The 24,755-nt window shown below is 49.7% G+C and carries 17 protein-coding genes; 10 read left to right on the top strand and 7 right to left on the bottom strand.

The annotated features are described in order from the left end of the window. Positions 1 to 304: 304 nt before the first annotated feature. Positions 305 to 1,363, bottom strand: coding sequence for a 3-dehydroquinate synthase (gene aroB, locus RIC19_RS05865; RefSeq protein WP_350177362.1), 1,059 nt, complete (start codon positions 1,361 to 1,363; stop codon positions 305 to 307). A 98-nt stretch (positions 1,364 to 1,461) separates the two neighbouring features. Beyond that, on the bottom strand, positions 1,462 to 2,877 hold the full coding sequence (locus RIC19_RS05860; protein ID WP_350177361.1) for a hypothetical protein: 1,416 nt from the start codon (positions 2,875 to 2,877) through the stop codon (positions 1,462 to 1,464). A gap of 354 nt (positions 2,878 to 3,231) precedes the next feature. Between RIC19_RS05860 and RIC19_RS05855 the strand changes: the two genes are divergently transcribed. Then, positions 3,232 to 6,192 carry a DUF7619 domain-containing protein gene (locus RIC19_RS05855; protein ID WP_350177360.1) on the top strand — a complete coding sequence of 987 codons (2,961 nt, stop codon included), beginning with the start codon at positions 3,232 to 3,234 and terminating at the stop codon, positions 6,190 to 6,192. A 148-nt stretch (positions 6,193 to 6,340) separates the two neighbouring features. Here the strand turns inward: RIC19_RS05855 and RIC19_RS05850 are convergent, their stop codons facing one another. Together RIC19_RS05850 and RIC19_RS05845 are read right to left on the bottom strand one after the other, a co-directional pair. Then, the gene (locus RIC19_RS05850; protein WP_350177359.1) at positions 6,341 to 6,961 is read right to left on the bottom strand and encodes a hypothetical protein; all 621 of its coding nucleotides are present in this window, start codon (positions 6,959 to 6,961) and stop codon (positions 6,341 to 6,343) included. A 1,222-nt stretch (positions 6,962 to 8,183) separates the two neighbouring features. Continuing rightward, positions 8,184 to 9,584: a hypothetical protein gene (locus tag RIC19_RS05845; RefSeq protein ID WP_350177358.1), complete on the bottom strand. Its 1,401-nt coding sequence runs from the start codon at positions 9,582 to 9,584 to the stop codon at positions 8,184 to 8,186. 164 nt (positions 9,585 to 9,748) lie between these two features. On the opposite strand from RIC19_RS05845, the gene RIC19_RS05840 reads away from it, so the two are divergent. The 5 genes from RIC19_RS05840 to RIC19_RS05820 all read left to right on the top strand — a co-directional run bounded on the left by RIC19_RS05840 (position 9,749) and on the right by RIC19_RS05820 (position 17,653). Further along, positions 9,749 to 12,958 (top strand): T9SS type A sorting domain-containing protein, encoded by a 3,210-nt coding sequence (locus RIC19_RS05840; RefSeq protein WP_350177357.1) that lies wholly within the window; start codon positions 9,749 to 9,751, stop codon positions 12,956 to 12,958. A gap of 271 nt (positions 12,959 to 13,229) precedes the next feature. Continuing rightward, positions 13,230 to 14,522 (top strand): T9SS type A sorting domain-containing protein, encoded by a 1,293-nt coding sequence (locus RIC19_RS05835; RefSeq protein WP_350177356.1) that lies wholly within the window; start codon positions 13,230 to 13,232, stop codon positions 14,520 to 14,522. A gap of 66 nt (positions 14,523 to 14,588) precedes the next feature. Continuing rightward, complete coding sequence (locus RIC19_RS05830; protein ID WP_350177355.1) at positions 14,589 to 15,413, top strand: hypothetical protein; 825 nt, start codon at positions 14,589 to 14,591, stop codon at positions 15,411 to 15,413. Positions 15,414 to 15,509: 96 nt separating this feature from the next. Further along, positions 15,510 to 16,397: a hypothetical protein gene (locus tag RIC19_RS05825; RefSeq protein WP_350177354.1), complete on the top strand. Its 888-nt coding sequence runs from the start codon at positions 15,510 to 15,512 to the stop codon at positions 16,395 to 16,397. After that, positions 16,394 to 17,653: a BamA/TamA family outer membrane protein gene (locus tag RIC19_RS05820; protein ID WP_350177353.1), complete on the top strand. Its 1,260-nt coding sequence runs from the start codon at positions 16,394 to 16,396 to the stop codon at positions 17,651 to 17,653. The genes RIC19_RS05825 and RIC19_RS05820 overlap by 4 nt, the downstream gene beginning before the upstream one ends. Positions 17,654 to 17,688: 35 nt before the next feature. On the opposite strand, the gene RIC19_RS05815 is transcribed toward RIC19_RS05820, so the two are convergent. After that, complete coding sequence (locus tag RIC19_RS05815; protein WP_350177352.1) at positions 17,689 to 18,723, bottom strand: hypothetical protein; 1,035 nt, start codon at positions 18,721 to 18,723, stop codon at positions 17,689 to 17,691. Positions 18,724 to 18,772: 49 nt separating this feature from the next. On the opposite strand from RIC19_RS05815, the gene RIC19_RS05810 reads away from it, so the two are divergent. Together RIC19_RS05810 and RIC19_RS05805 are read left to right on the top strand one after the other, a co-directional pair. After that, complete coding sequence (locus RIC19_RS05810) at positions 18,773 to 20,134, top strand: hypothetical protein (protein ID WP_350177351.1); 1,362 nt, start codon at positions 18,773 to 18,775, stop codon at positions 20,132 to 20,134. Between the two features lie 296 nt (positions 20,135 to 20,430). Beyond that, positions 20,431 to 20,637, top strand: a complete 207-nt coding sequence (locus RIC19_RS05805; RefSeq protein ID WP_350177350.1) for a GDSL-type esterase/lipase family protein — start codon at positions 20,431 to 20,433, stop codon at positions 20,635 to 20,637. Here RIC19_RS05805 and RIC19_RS05800 read toward each other — a convergent pair. Further along, positions 20,618 to 21,679: an Rpn family recombination-promoting nuclease/putative transposase gene (locus RIC19_RS05800; protein ID WP_350177349.1), complete on the bottom strand. Its 1,062-nt coding sequence runs from the start codon at positions 21,677 to 21,679 to the stop codon at positions 20,618 to 20,620. The genes RIC19_RS05805 and RIC19_RS05800 overlap by 20 nt on opposite strands. Positions 21,680 to 21,763: 84 nt before the next feature. After that, positions 21,764 to 22,864, bottom strand: coding sequence for a Gfo/Idh/MocA family protein (locus RIC19_RS05795; RefSeq protein WP_350177348.1), 1,101 nt, complete (start codon positions 22,862 to 22,864; stop codon positions 21,764 to 21,766). Between the two features lie 168 nt (positions 22,865 to 23,032). On the opposite strand from RIC19_RS05795, the gene RIC19_RS05790 reads away from it, so the two are divergent. Both RIC19_RS05790 and RIC19_RS05785 read left to right on the top strand, forming a co-directional pair. Then, a complete protein-coding gene (locus tag RIC19_RS05790; protein ID WP_350177347.1) occupies positions 23,033 to 23,203 on the top strand; it encodes a hypothetical protein in 171 nt (56 codons plus the stop codon). A gap of 107 nt (positions 23,204 to 23,310) precedes the next feature. Then, positions 23,311 to 24,753: a sulfatase family protein gene (locus RIC19_RS05785; protein ID WP_350177346.1), complete on the top strand. Its 1,443-nt coding sequence runs from the start codon at positions 23,311 to 23,313 to the stop codon at positions 24,751 to 24,753. The last annotated feature ends 2 nt before the right edge of the window (positions 24,754 to 24,755 follow it).

The following is a 24,755-nucleotide window of genomic DNA, read 5'->3' as shown; positions in this document are numbered from 1 at the left end:
GAATTTAATTGAAGACCCCGTATACCGCCTGGCAGGAGAATAGCTTTATGAGCGTGTTGGGACTTTAATAATCAGTTTGTCCCGCTTCCTGAAACGGGACACTTTCCCGCCTGTGTCTCGTCGCCTGTGGGCTTTGGCCACCGGAGACCGAAGTGTTCGACACGCAGGCAGGTTTGCTTATACTTCGTCCCGAAAATCCTTCCCGCAAACTGCGGGACAGGCTATTTAGCTAAGGCTAAACTCCGGTTTTCGTGTCTCGTCTAACCACTAGTTTTCGATTAAAAGACAAAAGTCCCAACACGCTCTAAAGGCGGTTGTAAAAATCCAGCGCTTCGGTAATTGGGCCTGCATCAGCGGTTTGGTTGACGGCCACTGTGCCGGCTTCAGGCAGCAGGCTAAAGTTGATCGCCTGCCCTTCATTCTTTTTGTCGTTGCCCATTAGGCGCAGGTAGACCGGGTAATGGGCGGGGTCAAGGGCCACCTTGCTATACACTTGGGTCAGGTAATCCGCTATCTGTTCGAGCTGTGCTTTTGGCAGGTTTTGCTGGCGGCAACTCAGAAAGGCCTCGCATACCATCCCGATAGCGATGGCTTCACCGTGGAGCAGGGGGGCATCCGTTTCCAAAGCATGCCCTTCAATGGCGTGCCCGATGGTATGCCCGAAGTTGAGTGCCTTGCGCAGGCCTTTTTCGAAGGGGTCCGTTTCTACTATCTGTTTTTTGATATTGAGGGAGGCGGGGATGATCTGTGCCCAGTCTGCCTGCCGGAGGTTGGTGAGGCTTTGTAGTTGGCCCCACTGCGCGGCATCGGCAATAAGGCTGTGTTTGATGACTTCCGCATAACCACTGCGGAGCTCCCGGTCGGAGAGGGTGCTCAGAAAAGCAGGGTCTGCAAGTACGGCCTGTGGGTTGCAGAACAGCCCGATGCTGTTTTTGACTTGCATAAAGTCCACGCCTAGTTTGCCGCCGATAGAAGCATCGACCTGAGCCAGCAGGGTAGTGGGAATTTGTACAAAAGGGATGCCGCGCTTAAAAGTGCTGGCGGCAAAGCCACCCATATCACCAATCACGCCGCCACCAAGGTTGAGCAGCAATGCATCGCGCCCGGCACGGTGCTCCATGAGTTGCTGCCAGATGTATTCACAGGTACGCAGGTTTTTGTGTGCCTCCCCGCTGTTGATTTCAATGACGACCGGGTTATAGGGCTGTACGACTGGTGCGATGAGGGGCCAGCAGTGCGCCTTCGTGTTTTCGTCGGCCAGCACAAACAGCTGGCTAAACGCTTGTTGTTGCAGCGTCCGGGAAAGTGATTCGGCAACCGGGCCTATGTGGATAGGGTAGGTGTCAAGGGCAAGTGTCTGCATAATGATGGCGAAGTTTGGAGGGCAAAGCTAAGGTTTCCTTTCCATTAATTGGGCTTCAGCAATGGTGTGATCGGGAGGCGACCTGTCGGCGGGCGGGCCTAAAGCCGGTCGATTTGCTGCAGGAACCAATCTTTTTCTGTCAAAGGCTTCATTTGCTCAATGTCCGTTTTGAGTTTAGTGACCTGCTGCTTATCGTAGGGGCTAATCCTTACGAGCCGTCTGGCCAGGCGGACGATGTTTTGGTAATTGGCCTTATGGTAACCGATGACCTCTTTGCGCCGCAGGTAGATCTGCAGGCTTTCCAGCAACGATTCGAGCGCATCATATTCATCCAGCTCATAGTAAATTTGGAGGAGCATGGTTTTGGCACTCAGGTTGATGAGGATGTCATCAAAATCGGATTGGGCCAGCAGTTCCAGCGCCGGGCTGTATTCGCGTTTGGTAAAGTGCAGTTTGGCCATGGAAAACTGCACAAAGGTATTCCTGTACTTTGGCGACAGGAACTGCTGATACTGATCGATGAAGCTTTGGATCCAGCCAAACTGCTTGAGCGAGGTGCCAAGGTTGACAATATTGCGGAAGGTGAAATGGGAAAGGGTATCGTATTCGATCAGGATCTGATTGTCAATCCCGTTTTTGTAAAGGTCGAAGAGTTCGGCCCGCATATTGTCCCGGCCGGCATTAATTTGTGCCACACAGTAGTTGATCGACATAAGGTAGATGTCTCTGAGCTCGTACTGCGGGAAGAGGTGCATGTGCTCCCAGATGGCGTCCCTGAGCTTGACGAAATATTGCTCCCCGGTACCGATAGGGCTTGTGATCGCTTTGTAGCCGTAGAAGTAGATGGCGATAGCCGGCAGGTGGAGCAGGTTTTCTTTTTCCACGTAAGCGAGGATTTCATCGAGGAGGCCAATGCGGTATTTGGTTTTATATACCGTTTGGTGAGCGGTCATCAGGCAGGCCTGGCGCAGTTTGTCTGCTATGAAAGTCAGGTCGAGCGCATCAGAAACATCCTGAAGATTCATCTCGGCAGTCCGCTTTTTGCCCTCATAAAAGGAGTACTTTTCGAGTTGGAGCAAATACTCATTGCGCAGGAATTTTTCGTTGCGCAGGAGTGACTTATCCTGCTGGCGCTTTACGCTGTTGATGGCTTTTTGGAAAGCCCGGTCCAGCCTTCGCTTTCTGAAAACACTCGACAGGGCCATGCGGGCCCGCACTTCGTCACTTTGCTGTTCCTGATAGATCAGAAATTCCTCTACAGATTTCAGCAAAAAGTGCATGGTTTGACGTAGTTTAGCATCTTCATAGGCTTCTTCCGGGAAGATACGTGAAAACACCCTTTCTTTCTCCAGAAACTTCTCCTCATAAAGGTGTTGCCCTGCCATCAGGTACTCAAAGAGTTCGACCACATCCTCCCGGTGATTATGTGCCGGAGAATTTAGCCATTTGCGCAGTTCTCGTTCCTCTTTTTTGGACAGGGTGCGAAATATGAGGACTAAGTGGCTATTTGTCATGGAATAGGCTAAATTTAAATGATCAACAAACAGGAGTTTGTTTTTTATGTATATTTTGTTGATTAACAGATTTTAAAGTCTTTTTTGTAAGAATTTACCGTAATAAAATTACACTTTTTTTTCAACAAATTCGCTTTTTTGTCTTTGATTCCCTGATGAATTGTAAGCACTTTTGTATTGGATGAAAAAGATAAGCCGCGCTTCAAATGGTAGCTTTGAATAGACACAAAGGGTGCACCCGGTTGAAAATCAGAGCAGTAGGCGTTGGCTATGCTAGCTTAGTAAGCGTTGCGCTACGACAAAATTAGAGGTACAATCGCTTTGTTTTCACCATACGGCCTAAAAATTTCATTAATGACGACTTCAAACTTTTTTGCTCCATCTAATCGATTACGGATAGCCTACATGCTACTCGTGGCGGTCCTGTTTTGTGCTCCGCTTGCCCCCTCATTTGCACAAGGCTGGGAAAAGGTTTATGGTGGCGCCTCGGAAGATTACGGGCAGGTCATCATCCCTACTTCAGACTGGGGCTTTTTAGTAATCGGGTACAGTGAGTCGTTTGCCAATGGTTTTGACCAGGACTTTGATATTTTTGTGGTCAAGGTGGATGTAGATGGCGATTTGATCTGGCAGCAAACTTACGACCCTGCTTTCCACGAAATCGGCAAGGCTGCCTTAGAGCTGGATAACGGGCACTTCCTTATCGCTGCCGATGTTTCCGCCCAATCCACCAGCGGGCCATTTGACCTGATGCTCCTCGAGGTGGATGCCTACGGCAAGATGCAGGATTCTGTCTCTTTTAACATAGAGGGTATTCCCAGTCTGCGGACAAATGATATAATCGCAACAGCTGATGGAGGCTACCTGGTGGTTGGTGCTGCCGACTACCTGGCGGAAAAAGACGATGATATTCTCATCCTGAAAATTAACGCTTCCAAGGAGTTGGAGTGGTACAAAACCATTGACTCCGGGGTGAATGAACGCGCTAATGCGGTAGCGCAGGCTGGTGATGGTTATGTGCTCACAGGCCGGGTTGAAGGTGCCATCCCTCCGCCGGCGGGCTTCGGTAGTGATGTAGTCACGTACCGGATTGATAGCGCCGGTGAAATTTTGTGGGAGAGAAAAGTGATTACGGAACACGATGAGGCCGGCAACGATGTTTTGGTGGATGATGAAGAGAATATTGTCATTGCTGGATTTACAGAACAGGGCCCGGATCTGGGGGTCTGGAAGTACGATAGTGGTGGCGAAATGCTGAACACACAGCTGTTCAACTTTTTCGGGAAAGGTAACGTCGGTGAAAGCATCATTGAAAGCCCGGAAGGCGGGTACGTGATTGCCGGGTACACGGAACTGAATGATTCTAATGTCAATCAGTTGATTCTGGGTGTAGACAAAGAACTTAACCTCCTGTGGAGCAATGATAATGGTGATTTAGAGACCACGGATATTGCCCTTGATGTCGCTCCTGCCAAATCCGGTGGGTATGCGATGGCAGGCTGGAGTGGGCAGTCTGGTTTGTTTGTGACCTACATGACCCTGATCAAAACGGACGGGCAAGGGCAGATCACTTCCAACTTCATCCGGGGCCAGGTTTTCCATGATATTGATGTGGCTTGCGACTTAGACCCGGGCGAGCCAAGGCTGGAAGGCTGGATTGTCCGTGCTTCCGGTGCTCAGGGGACGTACTTCGGTACAACTAATGCGCAGGGCCGGTATCAAATCCGTGTAGATTCCGGTTCTTATCTTGTAGAAACCCTCATCCGCAACGACTACTGGGAGAGCTGTTTCCCAGGTGGTGTAAATGTTGGGTTCAACCAGATTTACGATACCGTTAGCGTGAATTTTCCGCTCAAGGCAAAATACATTGACTGCCCCCTGATGGAGGTGGATGTTTCTACGCCCTATCTTTCCAACTGTAGCGATATTGAATACACGGTTAGCTATTCTAATGAAGGCACCGGAGGCACCGATGGTGAAGCAAGGGTAGAAATACAGTTGGATGCAGCGCTGGCCTTTCAATTTGCCTCGCTGCCATTTACCTTTGAGGACAATACCTACACGTTCGAGCTTGGAGACATACCTTATAATACCGGGGGGAGTTTTACCATTAATACAGCCTTGGATTGCGACTCTATTGTAGTTGATCAATCGGCTTTAGTTGCAGCACGCATTTTTCCAGATACCCTTTGCACGCCAGCTGATCCGGGCTGGAACGGAGCGAGCGTTTCTGTTGATGGCTTGTGTGAAGGCGAGGAGACGGTATCCTTCCGGCTGGCTAATACCGGCAACGCCGCGATGCTGACGACCAAGAGTTTCTTCATCGTCGAAGATGATTTAATGCTGCTTACTAATGGTTTTGACCTTGACGAGGAGCAGGATACGACCATTTTAGTGCCTGCCAATGGCGCGACCTACCGGATCATTGCCGAGCAGGTCGACGGTCACCCGGGCAGCAATTTCCCAACCCGTGCGGTAGAAGGCTGCGGTACGGACGAGGATGGCGGCTACAGCGTAGGGTACGTGACGCAGTGGTCTGAGAATGATGCGGACCGGGCGGCTTCCATTCATGTGGATGAAGTGCTGGGCATCGCGCCTGATGCGGCTATGATCGCTCATCCGAAAGGTTGGCAGGACTCCCTTATTACAGCGGAGACGGAGCTGACTTACCGGGTTTTCTTCCGCAACATCACACAGGATAGCGTGATAAGAGTGGTGGTGCGCGATACCCTTCCGGAAGCATTGAATATGGCTAGTGTGCGCTTTGGTGCAAGCAGTCATCCGGCCACTTACGATGTTTATGATAATGGAGTGATCAAAGTAACGTTTGAAGACCTTGAGCTGCCGGTAGGTGGAAGCAACCCGTCGGATTATGCCTTCTTTGAGTACCGGGTGGCGCAAAAGCCCGGCAACCCTCAGGGGACGGTGGTAGAAAACAGCGCTTTGGTCATTTATGACTACAACACGCCGGTATACACAGGCCATACCCGGCATGTGATCGATGCACCGACGTATGGGGATTTGCTAGAGGTCATTCCGGTAGACATAGAGGAGCCGGAGTGGGCACCTAATGTAGAGGTGGTTGCGTTCCCTAACCCTGCAACAGATTACGTGACCCTGCAGGTCCGTGGGCTGGAAGGGCAGCATGAGTTATCCTTCACTTTATTGAACCTAAACGGGCAGCCATTACGTTCTGTAGAAAACAGTGGTAACCAATGTACTTTCGACCGGAAAGACCTGCCAGCGGGCAGTTATATTTATCTGGTCCGTGCAGATGGGCAGAAAATCGCTGCCGGAACGTTGATTATTCGTTAACAAACGGTTAAAAAGAGATTACCGCTGATACTTTGTTATTTATCAGCGCGTTTATAAAGATGTAAGACTTAGGTCGTCTTATTTTTATTTCATGAGATTATGATTTGTTATTAGTGAGAGGCTCTGCCATTACGGCAGAGCTTTCTTTTTATTCCTCCTCCAGCTTTACCGGAAAGTAGCTTTCTCCTGTCAATGCCCAGCGCTCATCATAGACACTTCGGTAGACGAGCCGGTAGTCTATATCCACTTCGTCTAAGAGCTGTAAAAATCGATCTGTGCTTTCCTGGGAATTATCCACCTTGAATATTTCGATTCTTTCATTGGGAGAGATGAGCTGCCCGGGTACGATATTGGAATGGTAGATATTGCTGACTTCGCTGAGTTCAGGAACCTCCTGATAAAAGAATGTTGGCAGATCCATTTGATAAGCTGAATCGTTATAAATAACTATCGTGGAGTCGACAATTGCCGGACCTATCCCTTTATTGCTGAGTACGATGGAGAAGTTGGGTCCTCCGTAGTTGGCATTAGCGATCATGAGGTAAGGCATGGTAGACTTGAGCTGAGCATTGCGCTGCAGCTCTTGCTCCTCTCTCATAAGGTTGGTTTGGTAGAAGAGGGCGATTAAAGACATGAGGCTGATCATAATTGCGCTGGTGCTCATGATTTTCTCTGTGCTCCAAAACCGCTTTTTCTTTTCGGCACCCTGAGGAAGCATTGGCGGGCGTGCTGCTTTTCCGGAAGCGGAGTAAGTCTTTTTTAGGCTCATAGGTTCGGTAAGGCTTAGGATTCAGTGCTCAAAATAAAAGGAAAACCTGGAATACAGAAGATTGGAAATCGTCTTTATTTCCGGCAGAAAGCACTCCAAAAGACTTGAGGCAAGCTTTTTTAAAAAAAATTAGGGAAAAATGGAGCTTGTTTTTGATCTAAATCTCAACAAGTATTATTGGGGTTTTTACTAGTTAATATATTGTCTATGAATTATTTACGGGTATTTTTTTTGATAAAGTGAGTTTTTTTTGCTGTTTATTTTTCAACAAAACCTCTTTTTTGTCTTTGTCTTAGGTGAAGAAAGCCTGCATATTTGTAATGTAATCAAAAGGAAAGGGGCTAACGACAAAGCCTCAAAAAGAAAAGCACCGAAAACGATTGGTGTTGAAAATTGAAAGAACAGATCAATGGTAAAGTGACTAACATCAAACTGAGAGGCTATCCCAAAGGCTACGAACAACTATTTAAGCCAGTTTTTTTGTTAAAACCAACTTCAATGATACTTTACCAGCGGGCGGCAGTGTAGGGGAGATTACCTACAGTTCCCAGAGACCGATTCATATCCCAAAAACTTTTACTGTGGGGATAATTTTCTGATACTGCTGCCCATTCTTTCTTTGACATTATTACGGTTTATTTGCTTGCGGCAGCAACAAAACCGTTTTATGATACAAGGTACCATCTCTAGCCTCAAAGCTCGGGATAAACAGCCGGATGTACTGCTCAGAAGGGGATGAACAACTAACGAGCGTACGCTATCATAATCCCAAATGCCGTGGGTTCCTTGCCGGATCGAATAACAACTGGCAAGGAGCTCCAAAACAACTAGAACAACATCAAAATATAGATTTGTTTGTAAGAATTAGGTCGTCTTATTATTTCATGAGATTATGATTTGTTATTAGCAAGAGGCTCCGTCGCAGACGGAGCTTTTTTTTGTTGTAGGTCGTCGTAAAAAAGTAGGTCGTAAAAGGTCGTCTTACTATCTCATGTAAATAATAACTATCTCAAAGTTATAAAAAAAATATATCTGACCAAGCATTTCTGCTGGCCTGCCCGCTGCTTTGGCTCCGCTTCTTCCCTTTATGTTTGTATTTTTTTAATTATAAATTGTTGACCTTTAGCTGGTTTTGCCCCGATTAGGCCGTTTGAAAAAATATTGCCTGTGGCGGCAATTTTTTTGAGCGCGGAGGGATGGAAGGCTGTATTTCTACCCGATTTCAGGTAGAAAGTTGCCTGAGCAGCCAAGTCCTTTCTGCAACGTTGGGGCAGGCTTTTATTTCATCGGCAAGCGCCTCCCGCGCATTTTTTTCACCCGGTGGTAGTTCCTGAAGCTGCCTTAGAAAATGCAGCAGGTTCAGGTAGTTTTCCCGGTGATAGCTAAGGGCTTTCTTACGGCGGATGAATTTTTCGAGGGCGTGCATTCGGGCTTCCAGGACATCAAAGGCGCTGGTTTCGTAGAAAAGCTTCAGCCTGACCGTACGAACAGAGAGCTGTAGCAGGGGTTCCCCAAAGTGTACCTCGTTCAGGCGTTGAAGTGCGGCGCCATACTTGCCTTTTGCATATTCTAGCCTGGCTTTGCAAAAATGGTACATCTGATCCGCCCTGTTTACGGGCATGGCAGCCCGGTAGTGCTCCAGAAAGTTATCCACCCATTCGTAGTCCTCCAATATGAGCCCAAGGGTAGTGATGTTCCGGTAGGTAAATGGCGAGAGCTGCCCCTGCTGCAGCAGCAACCCTTTTTCCAGCCCCAGTTTGTAAAGCTGTAGTTGGGCCTGTAGGTAGGCACTGCTGCCGAGATTATACTGCCGGGTACAGAAATTGAGGGCCAACAGGAACATATCCTGTAGTTCCTCTGCCGGGAAAACCGCTAACTTTGGACCGGAAATAAGGTCAAGAAAAGCATCAAAATGCCGGGCAGCATCAGAAGATTCATGCAGGTAGTGGTAGCTGTGGTAATAGGCTGCGACCGCTGGTTCTTGCAGCAGAGGATTACCGCGCAGGTGCTGTAGTAACTCCTCCAGAAGTGCAATTTCATAATCAGTCGGGAAGACGAACTGATGGCTTTTGGCCAGACAGGCCTGCCTAAGTTTAGCGATGCAGTAGAATATATTGAGGTATTGGTCTGCTTCATGCAAATTAAGGGATGAGGTCCTTTTTTCTTGTGCCCGCTGTCGGTAGGTCTCATCCGCAAGCAGGTACTGATCCAGGAAATACCTGCTGCTGCGTTCAGGTGAGGTGCTGAGTTGCCGTTGGGCCTGGCGGAGCGCTTGTTCGAAGTGCTTGGGCAGCTGTCGTTGCCGGTAGGCCTGCGGCACGGACCAGGGCATTTCGGTATCAGACTTTTCCACTTTCCAAAAGACTTCGAGGAGTTTAAACAGCTTGCTCATTAGCAATCTTATCCGATGGTCATCATAGGGCAGGGCAGGGTACAGTTGCTGATGCAAAGCCGCCTTATCCGGTGGCAAGCCCTTTTGCCAGCAACGCTCAGCAAAGGCATCAAAAAAAGCCGTGACCATAGGCTGTGAATTGAAGTAGGGCGACTGCACAAACAAGGCAAACCGATGCCGTTCCTCTGATGAAAGCGTCTCGAGTGCCTGCCAGAGTTTACTGTTTTTCATGGGCTGAAAAATTAATTGCAGAGACAAATTATGATTTAAAAACTAAGTATTGTAGTGATTTAAGTTTGATATTAGTATTTTTTAAAGAGACAAATTGGCGAAAATGTCATTGTGCGCTTACTAATAAGCCCTGATATTTGTAGCGTAAAGAAAAATCAAGGCTCATGAATACGCGACACCTTCTCCTTTCGGCACTTTTGTCCCTGTTTTCGATATCGGGAATAGCGAACACGGCACCTGTATCCGGTACGATCACCACGCACTGCGGAGACCCTATGCCCGGGGTGACCGTTCACTTTGGCAGCGAACTGACCGCCATCACCGACCAGGAAGGTTTTTACCAAATTGAATTGGAGACCGGGCAGGATTACACGGTTTATGCAAGCCTGGACGATGAAATGATGAATGGAGTAGACGCTGAAGATCAGCAGATTATTGCCAACTCGATGTTCGATTCCACCGGGAGCTTCTCACTTACGCCCTATCAGTTGCTGGCAGGGGATGTTAATAATTCAGGAAGCGTGACCACGTTCGACTTAATTGGAATCACTCGGGGGCTAGAGGGGATACCGGACGCCATTATGGAACCTTACTGGTCCATACTGCCTGCTGATTATGATCTTCAGGACCCTTCTAACCCCGATTCGGTATGCCCGCCTCTGGTTATCAATGTTGATAGTACAGATGGTATTGAAAGGCTTGATTTCATTGGGGTGAAGCGGGGCGATCTGGACTGCAGTGCGGAATTACCCTTTGTCAGCCCGCCTGTTGTCGCGCTGTCCGGGCAGGTGTACCTGGATGAGGAAGCCCTTTGTTTCCCCTCCGACACCCTGACCACCCTAAACGGTATCCACCTTCAATTTTGGGACGGGCAACAGCATTTCTATTCCACAAGTGATGCGCAGGGTGCCTATTCGGTCGAACTTCCTCCGGCAACCTACGAGGTGCAACCTTTGATCCCCAACTTACTGTGGGAGTCCTGCCCCAACACAGTTTTGGAACTGGAAGAAGGAAATGACCAGGATTCGGTCAACCTGGGTTTGCAGGTAGCAGAAACCTGCCCGTATATATTTGCCTCGGTCGTTTCAGAATCCCTGGCACCGGGAACCACTTCCACCTATACGGTCTATTACCGGAACGAAGGGACTGCTTTGGCTAATGCGGCCGCTGCACAGCTTAAGTTTGACCCTGCACAAACGGTCGTAAGCAGTAGCATACCCTACGTACAAAATTCAGATGATGTCTATGTGTTTTCGTTAGGGGATGTAGCAGTCATGGAGGCCGGAAGCTTTACAGTGGAGGTCGAAATGGCTTCAAATGTCTTACCCGGCAGTACCTATTGCCTGAATGCAAGTTTCACACCGGATGAGGTTTGTAATCCTACAGACTACAGCTGGGATGGATCGATATTGGAATTGAATGCGATTTGCGATGGCGATAGCGTGAAGTTTACGATTAAAAACACGGGATTGGGCATGGGGGAGCCCCGAAGTTATGTAGTCATAGAGGACGATCTGGTCATGCTACAGGAAAACATTCAGTTAGATGCCTTTGAAACGTATAAATTTAGCCGGGCAGCCAATGGTACGACACAGCGCCTGCAGATATCTCCAGCGCCCGGTTGGTATAGTCAGCCCTCTCCGGGACTGGCGATTGAATCCTGTGGGACGAATGCCCAAAACGGGAGTAGTACTGGTTATGTAGTCGATTATCCCAATCATAATGGTGCCCCTTTTACTATTCAGTATTGCAGGGAAGACTCCAGCCAGGATACTGTTAATGTCGGTATTGTTGCCTATCCAAACGGAGAAGGGGAACAGAACCTGGTCTTGCCTGGCCTGCCTATTGTCTATGAGGTTCGGTTTCAGAATGAAAGTGACAGTTTATCGCAGGGCTTGGTCATTACAGCTCCGATACCTGAGGGGTTTTATTCATGGTCTTTCAAGACCGGTGCCAGTAGCCATACCTGCAGTAGCTCGATTACGCCGGACGGGCAGCTGCGTTTTGAGTTGGAAGAGCTGTTGGTAGCCGGCGAGCAAGGGCATTTAAGTTTTCAGCTGAGGCAGCGCCATGGCAATGCTGATGGGGAACAATTGATCATGCAGGCGGCCCTGCATTGGGGCAATGGGCAAGTGGATACGACGAATGCCGCTCTGCTGACGGTCATGTCAGGCTTGTTGGATCCGGACTTTGGTTTTATTGTACTGGGAGCAGATACAGAAGATAATGAACCGCTAACGATGCTGGGCGGCGCATTGCTGCTGGAAGGCGATACCCTTCAGGTTGATACTACATTTGACAACCAGTTGCGCTTTGATTTCGTCGAAGTAGGCATCCCCTATCAAGTTTCGCCCTTTCAGGGCGGTTCCTGGACTAACGGGGTGACGGTTTTTGATATGGTACTGATTTCCAAACATATTGCAGGAGTAGGGCCGCTTTCTACACCTTACCAACTTATTGCTGCTGATGTGAATCAGTCCGAAAGTATCACCATCATGGATTTGATAGCCATAAGAAATGCTATTTTAGATCCGGAGGACAACGGCGTGGTCGGTGTTCCCGCTTGGGTTTTTGGGAATGAAGCCTATGTTTTCCCTGCTCCGGATAACCCCTGGTATGGTATTCAGATTGATAGTAGTCTGTGGAAGAGTTGTTTAGAAGACGTATATGCCATACCATATGGAGGGCCTCCTATCGCATCTATTGATGATTGTATTGGTATAAAAATGGGAGACGTCAATGGAGATGCCACCGCTTTCCAACAGTCGCCCGATGAGCGCTCAGCGGCAGACTGGCCCTTGGTTTGGAAGCCTGTAAGTAATGGCGGAGCTGCGCTGGCCCCGACCCGTGAAGGCCTGTCAGCTTCCGGCTTCCAGCTGTCCTTCCGCGGGCCGGAGCACTTGGCTTGGGAAACCAGTCAGGGCTTTCAGTTAGAAGCCCAATATGCAGCTGGTATCTGGCGCCTGCTTGCCTATCGGACTACTGATACCCCTTTAATCGAGGGTCAGCCCATTTTGCAGATCAATAACACCCCGGAATCACTTGAGCTGGTCGATTCGGGTTTCAACCGTGCCTATCTTTCTGATGGCACCCTGCTAAAGCCGGTAATTGCAGCCTGCGAAAAGGAGAATCGGCTGACAGTCGCCCCCAATCCGGCGCGTGACCGCCTCACCGTGCAGGGGAAGCAGCAAGCCGCCGGTGTGGTAGCCCTGACACTCTTCAATCCACACGGGCAGCCCGTGCAAGCCCGCCAATGGATGGTAGGGGAATACTGGTCCGGGGAGCTACAGGTGGGCAGCCTGCCCGCCGGCTTGTACTGGCTGCAGGTGGAGACTGTTGATGGGGTATTTGGGGAGCGGGTGGTGGTGCGGTGAAGCACGGCGCTCCCTTGCGCTGCCTGAGCTCTTCAAAGTATTGCTGGTGTAGAGCTTAATCCAGGGCGATGCCAAGAGCTCTGCCCCAGCTTTTCAGGGAAAACCTGCCGAATTCCAGGATAGTGGTTTAATCGGATCAACTGCGATAATTGTAATACCGATGACAACTCATCCCAAACAACTGGATTTTTGGGTGAACAGGAGTTAAATTACACTACTCTTTTGATATCTCTTTCACCCCAGGCAAACTTATTGCCCCAAATCATAAAGTATGAAAAGCGCTTTTCTAACCATCCTGTACGTTGCCCTCTTCTTCTCCCCCGCCCACAGCCAATGGGAAGTCAAATACGTGGATACCGACTTCCCGGGCAGCCTCCACGTCATTAAAGCCATCAATGACTCCACGCTCTTTGCTATGGGGGACTCGTCGGCTTGCTTCCGGTCTTATGATGCCGGGGAGTCCTGGGAGGGATTTGACACCGGCCTGGATATGGATTTCCTGGATATTGAGCGGCTTGGAGACTCGGTGCTCCTCGCTGTAGGAAGGGAGCAGATGGTAAGGTCCACAGACCTTGGGCAGTCGTGGTCTGTGGTGTACTCCGATGAAGCCGAAGCGTTTCATGCCATAGCAGCTGTTAGCGATGCCGTAGTTCTGGTCGCGGGCTATGCCGGGATTTACCAGTCCACAGATCAGGGGCAATCCTGGCAAACGGCATGGTCTTTGGAAGGGGCGGGCTACGAAACAGGAGAAATCAGCAGTTTACACTTTGCGGATCAGCAGGTGGGGCTGGCAGCAGGTTATGGATATGCGGAGGACATCCCCGGAGGTTTGGACCGCTTCATTTTGAGAACTACGGATCAGGGGACATCCTGGGTGGCAGGTACCGACCTGGGGGCTGATTTTCTGTTTGCACCCGGCTTGGATTTTACCGACACCCAAACGGGATATCTCCATCTGGACAATGGGCAGTTGTTCAAGACTACAGATCAGGGCATAAGTTGGGACCTGCAGGGCGGAAATTATGGTGACGTTACGGATTTGAATTTTATTTCCCCGGACCGGGCTTTTTCAACCTGTGCGCACCTGGTATTTACAGGTGACTCCGGGCCTGAAGGCACTATTTTGAGTACTGCAGATCAGGGCGTGAGCTGGGAGGTCTTACCTACTCCGGGTATTCCCTTGTTCGATGTTGATTTTCAAAACGATTCGACCGGGTTTGTCGTGGGGAAATATGCCCTGATCATGAAGTACAATGCCGATATTGAGGGCATAGCTGGCGCGTACCCGGACTTTCCATCCTCTAGTTCTCACCCGGAGGCCAGGGGCTTTAGTATTGAGGTCCTGCAAAACCCGTTTCAGGATTTCATTCAGCTGAGTACGGAGCAGAAAGGTAACCCTGATATCCAGATTACGCTATTTGATGCGACCGGTCGTAAAGTCATGGTGCAGCAGATGAGCCATGGGACCTTACAAATTCCCGCGGACCATTTGCCGAAAGGGTTGTATTTCCTGCATGCCCAGTCTGCGGGCGGGGCGAAAACGGTGCAGTTGGTGAAAATGTGATTGCGAAGATCTATCTGCTGGTGTTGCCAATTTTTCCCGTACTTTTGCGCTATATTCAACCGTATTATGGCAGTACCTGAGATCGTTTTCCACGTTGGCCTGGGCAAGGTCGCTTCCACTTATTTGCAGCACCGCTTTTTCCCGAAGCTGCAAAAAATCCACTATATCCCCACTAACCGTTACCGGCAGGTGCCGGACATCATCAAAAAGGGGAAGTACGGGCGGTACTTCGTCTCCCGGGAGTTTGATCAGCAACTGGAGCGGGAGGTCAGCTGGTTTGCATCCTACTATCCGGAGGTAAAGCCTATTATTATTTTCCGGCGGCACGATGGCTGGGCGGCTTCTCAGTACCGGCGTTATGTGAAGAACGGCGGGCACCTGCCCTTTACCGGTTTCCTGGATGTGGAAGGGGACACTGGCTTGTGGAAGGTCAATGATTTCATTTTTTACAACCACATTGAGCAGCTCGAAAAGCACTTTACCCATAAGCCGCTGGTCTTGTTTTACGAGGAACTGCGGTCTGACCCCTGGGCGTTTTTTGACAAAATTGCCGGTTACGCAGATGCTGCCTACGAACCAAAAGAGGTTTCGCTCGCCAAGGTGCATACTTCCTACAAGGAGAAGGAACTGAAGGTCATGCGGAAAATGGGTAAATACATCTTTGGAGAAGAGCGTTCGACCACTAAGGGGCGCACTCTGGTAGGATGGCTGCGCCGGCGAGGGCAGATGCTGGCCAGCTACGCAGTGCTTTACCCATCAAAGCTTTTGCCCGAGCGTTTTGTAGACCCTGCCCCGCTCATCCCACCGGAGGAACTGGAAAAGGTACGCGACTTTTTTGCGGAGGATTGGGCTAAGGTCAAGGCTTATGCAGAGACATCCGCTACGGTGTAGCACGTTACAGGTGTCGCAGCCCGGACGTCGGGCCCATTTTATGAAAGCTAAAAATGAGGCTTCGACGTTAAAGGCACAGATCAAAACGATAGAACCATGAAGTATTTCCTTACCCCGCTACTGCTGCTGTTCGTGATACATGTGGCCTTTGCCCAACCTGAGCAGGGACAGTCCATTATACAAACCTACACCCCTTCCCGCCTTTTGCCGAAAGGGAGCTGGGAAGTTAAGCTTTTCAATAATTTATACACGGAAACCCGCGGGGCCAACGAAAATGGGGAGGTGAGTGACCGCCCCCGTGCGACCTTCCTGACCAATATCCTGGAGGGCTTCGTGGGGGTGTCGCCCAATGCGCGGGTCAATGCCGGTGTGATTGTCAATTTCCGGTCCTCCCTGATCTCTTCCGCAGAAATGGAGCACCCGGCCCTTGATGCCCTGCGGTACGCCAACAATGAGGAATTTGCGAGAAGTGGGGTGTCTTATGTTGCCCCCTCTGTGCGGTTCACGCCCTTTAGGAGCCTGCCGCGCTTGTCCTTTCAGTCCTCACTAATGCTGCCTGTGTTTGAGGAGGAGTCTGTTAATGGAGTGTTTTTTGCAGAACGCAGTACCATTTGGGCCAACAAAGTCTACTACGACCACTCCTTTGGGAATGGAGACTGGCAGTTGTTTACGGAGCTGAGTTTTGATTACCTGTTTGGGCCGGATGAAGAGAGCTATGCCAACGACAGCGGCTTTATGCCTGTGTCTGTTTTTTTGAGCTATTTCCCCAGTTCTAACCTTACCTTTTATATCAATGCGCAGCATGCCCGGCGGATTGACCTGGGCAACAACTTTAGTCAGCACTTTACACTGGCCGGGGTGGGCGCGAAGTATCAGCTCACAGATGCCCTGAATCTGGAGATTTCGCATGCACAGTTTTTGTTTGGCAATAGCTCGGGCCTGGGTGCAACCTACAATATCGGCTTCCGTTATGTAAATTTATGATGCGGCTGATTTTTTCTCTTTTATTGCTCTTGTTTAGCCTGTCTGCCCTGCGTGCACAAGGCATGATTTTGCGATCCGTGGAAACAGAAGGGCTAAAGCGTACCCATCCCGGGTTTTTTTACGGCATTGCCGGGGCCGCGCCCGGAGATACGGTCACCTGGGAAGCGCTGGAGGAAATGCGGCGATGGCTGGTATTGCAACCGGCTTTTAACGCTGTGGCCTACCACCTGGATACCACGGATAGCGGGCTCCACCTGCGCTGGGAGACGGAGGAAGCGAAAACAGTACTGCCTTACGCCGGGCTGTGGTCTTCCAATGATATCACCACGGTCATTGGCGGGCTTTCTGAGTTCAATTTCCTGGGGCGGGGCATTAGTGTGGGGGCTTACTATCAGTACAACCTGCGGCATAGCCTTGGGCTGTTCTACCGGCACCCGTTTTTGGTGGGGAAGTTTGGGGCGGAAGTGTCCTACACGCTTTGGAATTCCTATGAACCCCTATACAAAGGTCCTGCTACAGCCTGGTACGACTATTCCAACTCCAGCCTGAATGCCACCGCGTTTTTAACGCCTACCCGGCGTCAGGAGTATCAGGTGGGCATGAGCCTTTTTCAGGAAGCCTACCGGTTGGGTACCGTAGCGGAGGAAGACCGCCCGCTCTTTCCGCGCGAACTGGATATTGGAAAACTCGGTATCCGGGCCAACCACTTCTACCGGGGAGCCGTGCCCCACTATTTCTACTGGTCGGGCCTGTCGGTGGACACCTACTCGCAAGTGGTGCTTGATGAACTGGGCTCCGAGCCGTTCTACATCATCCGGCAAGCCTGGAAGTACTACCGACGCACCGGCGAGCGTGGGAATTGGGCGCTGCGCTTCACCTGGGGGCTGAGCACTAATGTCAATACGCCCTTTGCGCCCTTCGCACTGGACAATCACATCTCTATACGCGGCGTTGGCGACCGCATCGACCGGGGCACCGGCATGCTGACCCTTAACACGGAATACCGGTATACCCTTCTGGAAAACAGGCAAATCGGCTTGCAGGCAGTGGGCTTTGTGGATGCCGGAAGCTGGCGCCTGCCCGGTGGCACTTTTAGCGATTTTGCCGACCCGGAAATCATACGGCTGCACGGTGGGGTAGGAGGGCGGTTCATCCTAAAGCAGTTTTACAACACCGTCTTTTCCGCAGACTACGGGCACTCCCTGCGAGGCACCGGGATGGGAGGATTTGTGCTGGGGCTGGGGCAGTATTTTTAGCGTTGAGCAAACAGTTCGCAGAGTAGAAAAGCATGCTATTTGTATTCGTAGATGGTGAACGCTTCAATCTCACCTATATTTGTGTAAATAAACAGTTCACTGGTTTTTCGTCCTTTCTGGTAAGTAGTCAGAGATTTTCGTCCATTGAAATAGGACTCAGTTAGCTGGCCACTTGCATTATATCGGAAAGGGTAAGTGGTGTCAGTAACTAGGTCTCTACGAGACAAAATATTTCCTTCGTTATCCAAATTATCTTGGTAATGCAAACTAATAGACCCGGTTCTGTCCATACTTTTGTGCTGAAGTAGCTGAAAGTCAGTATTGAGTTGATAATAACCCATAAGCTGCTCTTCATCGGAGCCCATCGCATTTTCGTAGGAATAGTAATCAATTTTTCCAGACGCTTTGTCCTGTATAAGTATAATCGTTTTGGGAGGCATCATTGCTTTCAATTCCTCTTCAAAACCAATAAATTCTCCGGTAGCTTCAGGGACCGACTTATATGTAATAGTATCGCCATGCTGCTTGGGTACCCACTTCTCTATGGCCATCCCATTGTTGGTGCGGAGCGTATCAAAAATCCATTTGGTTCGATAACTTATCTGAAGTGCCAGTTGATCATCCTCCAACACTTTGATAGGTCGGTTTTCTGAATCAAAATCGAACACTTTTGTGACCTCTGTGACGATACGCTGTCCATCTGCAAGAAGTCTTACGGTCTCCGTTTCTATTCTGCCGTCCTCCCGGCATGTCAAAGTGAAAGACCTAGATGGCTGACCATTAGTGTTATACATCGTACGGATGATGGTATCATTACTACGAATCTCTTCGACACCTCGGGACATCAGATACAACGCTACAGATTCTCCATTGAAATCTATTGTGGTGTCAGGTGCGGATTGACCGGAGGTGGAGGTGGTGGTATAAGTGATGGTCAAAATAGAATCCACTCCTGCTGGAATGTGTTTAGGCTCTTGCAGTTTTTGCAGGTAGCTAATGAGGCACTCCTGCTGGGTATGACCTATAACATTTAGGGACAAGGTGAGCGCAATCAGCATTAGGGTTTTCATGTTATAGATTTTTCGTAAAATTAAAGCTTTAAATCTAAAAGCTTAACCTTTGGCGCATCAAAACGAGCCTTCCAATAAAAGTCCGGAACAGGAAACACCTGCCTGGCTCATTCGTGTACAGGAGCAAAGCTGGGAACCGGAAATCCTGGTTTCCGGTATTGTGCTCTATGGGCTTTTTCAGTTGCCGGCATTGCTGGAGCAACTGCAACACTTTCTTAGCCATTTCTCTTTTGAGGTTTTTTCCAGTGGTACGGCCGATGAGAGCATGGTTGCCGTGCTCAAGGTCGCTAACGTGTGGCTTATCGGAGGTTTTATGGTACACCTGCTACTGCGCAGCATCTGGGTGGCTCTGGTGGGGTTGAGCTATGTGTACAAAAATGGCGTGGATATTTCCAGACTGAAAATGGGCGAATCTTACAATCGTTTGATTTTCAAAGATGCGCAGTATACCCGAAATATTGTCCGTCTGGAAGAGATTTGCAGTACCACTTTTGCGGTCAGCTTTTTGTTGTTTATGCTGCTCCTTGGAGGATGTTTTTTTCTCGGTGTAGTAGTGGCTCTACTCGCTGCCTGGTTGTACTTTTTCCCGGATCGGGCAGAGCAGCTAACTACGCTAGACCCTATACTCGGCATCATTGGGGGGATTTACGTACTTGATTTTTTAACCCTGGGGCTGTTAAAGCGTATTCCTTATTTCTCAAAGTTTTATATGCCCATCTACCGGGTCATGAGCTGGCTGACACTCTCTCCTTTGTACCGGAAAATCTACTACGGACTTGTCAGTAACCACGCAAAATGGAAGTCGGTACTGGCTATTCTGATTTTTATGAGTGTTACGGTATTACTGTACAGTGGGTTCAGGCTAGAGTCCAATCCGGCTGATGCACTGACATTGCGGCTTCCTGATTCGGCAGAGCAGCTGATGTATCCCGGTAACTACTCGAATTGGGCGGGTGATAAGCCCTCAGGTCTGATACAGATTCCTTCTGATGTGATCGAGAGCAATGTCCTAAGCGTGTTCGTGGTCCACAAGTCGACCTACGAAGACCGGTACATCAAACCTTCATGCAGTTACGATTCCCGGCAGGATTCCATAGGACATGATACGCTTGTGATGGATTGCCTCTCCCGCTTTTATAACTTACAGCTTGATGGTGAGCCTGTAGAAGCTGAGTATCTGTTTACACGAAAGCAAAAGCCCTATCAAGTGGGGTTGCAAACCTATCTGGATATCACCCATTTAGAAAAAGGATTGCACAATCTTGAACTTTACTTCCAAATTCAGGAAGAAGGTGACTCGGTCAGGTCACAACGGGCTGCCAGGGTAGAGTTTTATAAAGCACCACCCTCCGTGCAGTTGCCGCGGCTCAACTCCATGCTTTCTCCCGAGCCCGATATGGAAACCCAATAACCGCATCGGCAATCAGGATTTATTAGGGTATGAGATTTTTGTATCAGTCTATCATAAGGAGTAGCCTTTTGCTGTATTTTCCGGTAAAATGGAAGATTTGAAATATATCATCAGGGCAGTGGGAGTAGCTCCGTTATTGCCTTCGATGGCTGCACAAGGCAAGCGTATCCGCGAATCGGTTCCTAAACTTCCTCCTGCCTCTGGCCCTGAGGGTAGAGTGGAGAAGGGTAGCGGATTGCCAATACGGGTAATAGCTTTGGGCGAGAGTACCATCGCCGGTATTGGAGTGGAAACCCATGCGGAAGGCTTCAGTCCCGCAAATAGCAGAAACTGATATTGACCTCATCGTCATCGGGCTGGGCGGCAATGATGCTTTTCGCCTCAATCCACCCTGGCGCTGGCGCCGTAACATCCGGGAGCTGATTACCGCCTTGCGCCAACGCTTCTCTGAAACGCCTGTCGTGTTTACCAATATGCCTCCAATCATAACAGTTGTTCGATGAGCTTCGTCAGTTTTTCTTCTTCCGCATTGCTCACAGGAATATCAGCGAGTAAGTCCTCCAGGATATGCTTTTTCAGGGCAGTGGCATCTTTCTGCGTTTTAACAGACAGGAAAGTGGTAACGACTGGCAGGTCCAGCTCAGTGAAATCGGATAGCTCCTCCCCGGTCAGTTTCGGAAAACGGATGGTAGTCTTGAGTAAGTTGAAAATACGATTTTTGTATATGCCTTTGTCAATGCCTTTCTCCAAGCCTTTCTCCAGGCCTTCTTTTCGGCCCATTTCCAGTAATTGTTCTAATGTGCTCATCACATTCGGTTTTGTCTTGAATTCGGTATTTTCCAATTGCTTCAGAAATTGTCTGGGTGATCGCTCTGCCACGCCTAGGATATATGTAATAACGGATAATACCTGATCGCTGTTTTTTGCTCCTTCAAAGATAACCTCAATATGTTCAAAGATCAAGTCTTGCCTATGCCGCAGCGCCATCGATAGCATCGTGGAGCGGAAGTAGCTGAGCCTCAGCTTCAGCAGCTCCTCCGGTGGCAGGCGGTGCGCATCTTCGATTAGGAAACGGAAATCAGGCATATAGGGCTGTAGCACTTCGTAGGCGGGGTGGGCTTTAAAGAGCTCATGCACGGTCTTTGGCTGCCAAGCCGCCTTCCCATTGTAAAACAACAAGGGCAATACAGGCTCCAATGGCTGCTTTTTAGCCTTCGCTTGCTCGCGCAGGAGCAGGAAAATATAAAGCCCGATTTGCACTGCCACATACTCATCTGGCTCTGATTTGTGCTCGAAAAGAAGGCAAAAATGAAAATGCTGCTCATTTTCACCTTTCAGTCGGCATCGGAAGACAACATCAGCGCTAAATAGCTTCAGGTTAGGGCGCAGGGCCTGTGCATTTTGCTGTTGCAGCGTGCTGAGGTCCGCAATGGCTGCGATCTTTGGATAAAAATATTGCAGGTAGCTTTGGGCAACCTCCGGGTCACTCATAGCTGACTTGAAAAAGCGGTCGTCTGGCTGATGTATTTGATAGTTCTGGGGCATGATACAGAGATTAATGCCTCGCTAAAATAAATATAAAGTTTTAAATTTATTTAAAATAATACAATTTTTTTTAGGATGCGTCTTTTAATCCAGCGGCAAGTACACCCTTTTACCCGTTTCAGCAGATTGCACAGCCGCCTGCAAAATTTCCACGACGATCATATTATTTTCCAGAGAAGACAAGCTCATTTTGTCATAAGGTATGGTTTTCCGGACCAGGGCTGCTAAAAGTGCAAAAGGGTCATCGTAGGGCGCCGTCCGGGCTGTTGCCGTTTGGGGCTCAAAGGTGGCGCTTTCCGGTAGCCGGACTTTCAAACGGGTGGCATCGAGTGCAAAGGCGGCACCGGATTTCCCGTAGACTTCCATGTCTTTACGGCTGTAGGGCCAGTTCCAGGAAGCTTGGATGATGGCCTGGGCTTCGGGGTAGGTGAGCACAATGGTCGCTTCGTCGTCCACTTTGGGGTACAGGTGGGGCTTGATTTGCTGGGTGACCGCAAAAATGGACGTTGGGCGTTCTCCTTTCATCAGCCAGGTTGATAAATTGGCGCCATAGCAGCCAAAGTCTATAATGGCACCCCCGCCGTTCCACTTCGGGTCGCAGAGCCAGTCGGTGAACTCCGGGTTGCAGCCGATTTCAATCGGCCCTTCATGCCCGTCGTGGATCACCATTTTACGGATAGGGCCCAGAACGCCTTCATCCGCGAGCGACTTGACTTTATGATTGGAGCCATACCAGGTGGTTTCATAATTGGTCAGCAGTAAAATATTATGTTCCTGTGCCAGGGATTCCATCTTCCGCGCATGCTCCAGATTCACGGCCAGCGGCTTTTCCACCATAACATGGATGCCTCTTGGCGCGCAGGCTTCCACCGCCTCCAAATGCCCGTAGATGGTATTGAAAGCGGTAACGGCTTCAGGCTTTGTTGCTTCCAGCATACTTTCCAGGTCCGGATAGACCAGGTCCATAGAAAAACCATGCTGTTTGGCATAGCGCTCCGCCAGCTCCCGGTTGGGCTCGGCAATACCAACGATTTCAATATCCCCGCGTTCTGCCCGCCCGAGTATCCAGTGTACATGGGTGTGGACCAGGCCGGCAACGCCTACGCGAACGGGAGGCTTTGGGGAGGGCTGCTGTGCCAACATGCAGAGCGGTAGGAGCATTAGGGTAAAGGGCAGAGACTTCATGAAAAATTTATATTGATATGGAAAGCTAATGTACAAAGAAGGTCGTAGTCAAGGGAAACCAAAATTGAACTGAGCATAGAATATGGCGACTTTCATCATTGCAGTCCTCGGTTTATGCACCTATTTTTTCAGCGATAACGGCTCATTTGTTTTTAATGCTTTGCAACCATGAAAACGCTTATCCTGGGCTTCGCCCTTATGGCGATGGGATTGAGTATGTATGTGCAGGACCTTAATCCGGAATACTACCTGATTATGCTCTGGTCGGTGATTGGTTTGTTGGGCGGCTGGTTGGCTGTATCTTTCTTAAAAAACCTGAGCATATCTATTGTGCCCTAATGGTGCAGGGGCTAAAAGTCAGACATGACCAGGCTTCACCAAACTGCGGTGCCTAATCATTACAGGTCGCCAGTATATGCCTCTTTTGGGTAGAATAGCTTGCATTTATGATTGGACACGGTTTTGGAAAGTGGATTTTTCCGGCGTTGCTTGCCGGGCTGCTGGGCTGCAGCCCGGCAAAGGACCTAGGCAAAGAAAGCACTGCACCACCAAATATCATCCTGCTTATGGCTGATGACCTGGGGTGGGGGGATACGGGTTACAATGGGCATCCTGTCTTGCAAACGCCTAATCTGGATAGTATGGCTGTCGAAGGTGTGACGCTCACCCGCTTCTATGCCGCCGCTCCCGTTTGCTCACCTACCCGTGGCAGTTGCCTAACGGGGCGTCACCCCAATCGCTATAGCATTTTTAGCGCTAATGTCGGCCACCTGCCTAAAGAAGAGCTGACGCTGGCAGAGCTGCTCAAAGCACAGGGTTACCGAACCGGCCATTTCGGGAAGTGGCATTTAGGGACCCTAACCCGCGATACGCTTGACGCGAACCGTGGTGGGAAACCACAGTTTGCCGACGAATATGCGCCACCCTGGCTGCATGGATTTGAAACCTGCTTCTCCACGGAGTCTAAGGTACCCACCTGGGACCCCATGCGCACCCCGGAAAAGGCTGCCGGAGGTGTTGGGAGTCAGGGGCTGGGAAATCATTTCGGTACCTTTTACTGGAATGAACTGGGCAAGCGTGTGGGGAACAACCTGAAAGGCGATGACAGCCGTGTCATTATGGACCGGACTATTGATTTTATCACAGAAGCGGCTGATCGGGAAGAGCCTTTCTTCGCCGTTATTTGGTTTCATGCGCCGCATACGCCGATGGTTGCCGGGCCGAAGTATCTGGCTCAATACGAAGCGTATGCTGAAAATGAGCAACATTATTACGGGTGCATATCGGCTATGGATGAACAAATCGGGCGCCTGAGGTCCACACTGAAAAACCTCGGTCTGCGCCAGAATACACTCACTTTCTTTACCAGCGATAATGGTCCGGAGAACCGTAAAAGCCGACCGCGGAGCCTTGGCATTACCAAAGGATTAAGCGAACGAAAGCGTAGCCTGAAGGAAGGGGGCATACGGGTACCTGGCCTGGTCAGTTTCCCTGGAATATTACCCGCTGGGCAGACGGTTGACAAGCCTTTTTCCACCAGCGATTACTTACCCACTATTTTGGAACTTACAGAGATTGCCTATCCGGATGACCGCCCCCTGGATGGCAAAAGTATGCTGCCCTGGCTGAAAGGAGGAACCGATAAGCCCGCTCCGCCCCTGTTTTTTGACTATCAGGAGCAGATGGCCATCATCGATGGGCAGTACAAGTTGTACAAAAGTGGAAAAGATTCTCCATTCGAGTTATACGATTTAACCACAGATCCTGCGGAACTGAAGGATCAGAGTGAAGCGAATCCTAACATAAAAGCAAAACTGATCAATGCTCACAAATCCTGGAGAGCTTCCGTTAGCCGTAGCCTCAAAGGAGCTGACTACCAAAACAGATAACC

The sequence above is a fragment of the Phaeodactylibacter sp. genome (assembly GCF_040219495.1).
Taxonomy (GTDB): domain Bacteria; phylum Bacteroidota; class Bacteroidia; order Chitinophagales; family Saprospiraceae; genus Phaeodactylibacter.
Note: the sequence above shows the minus strand (reverse complement) of the source record. Positions and strands in the feature narration are given on the sequence as shown.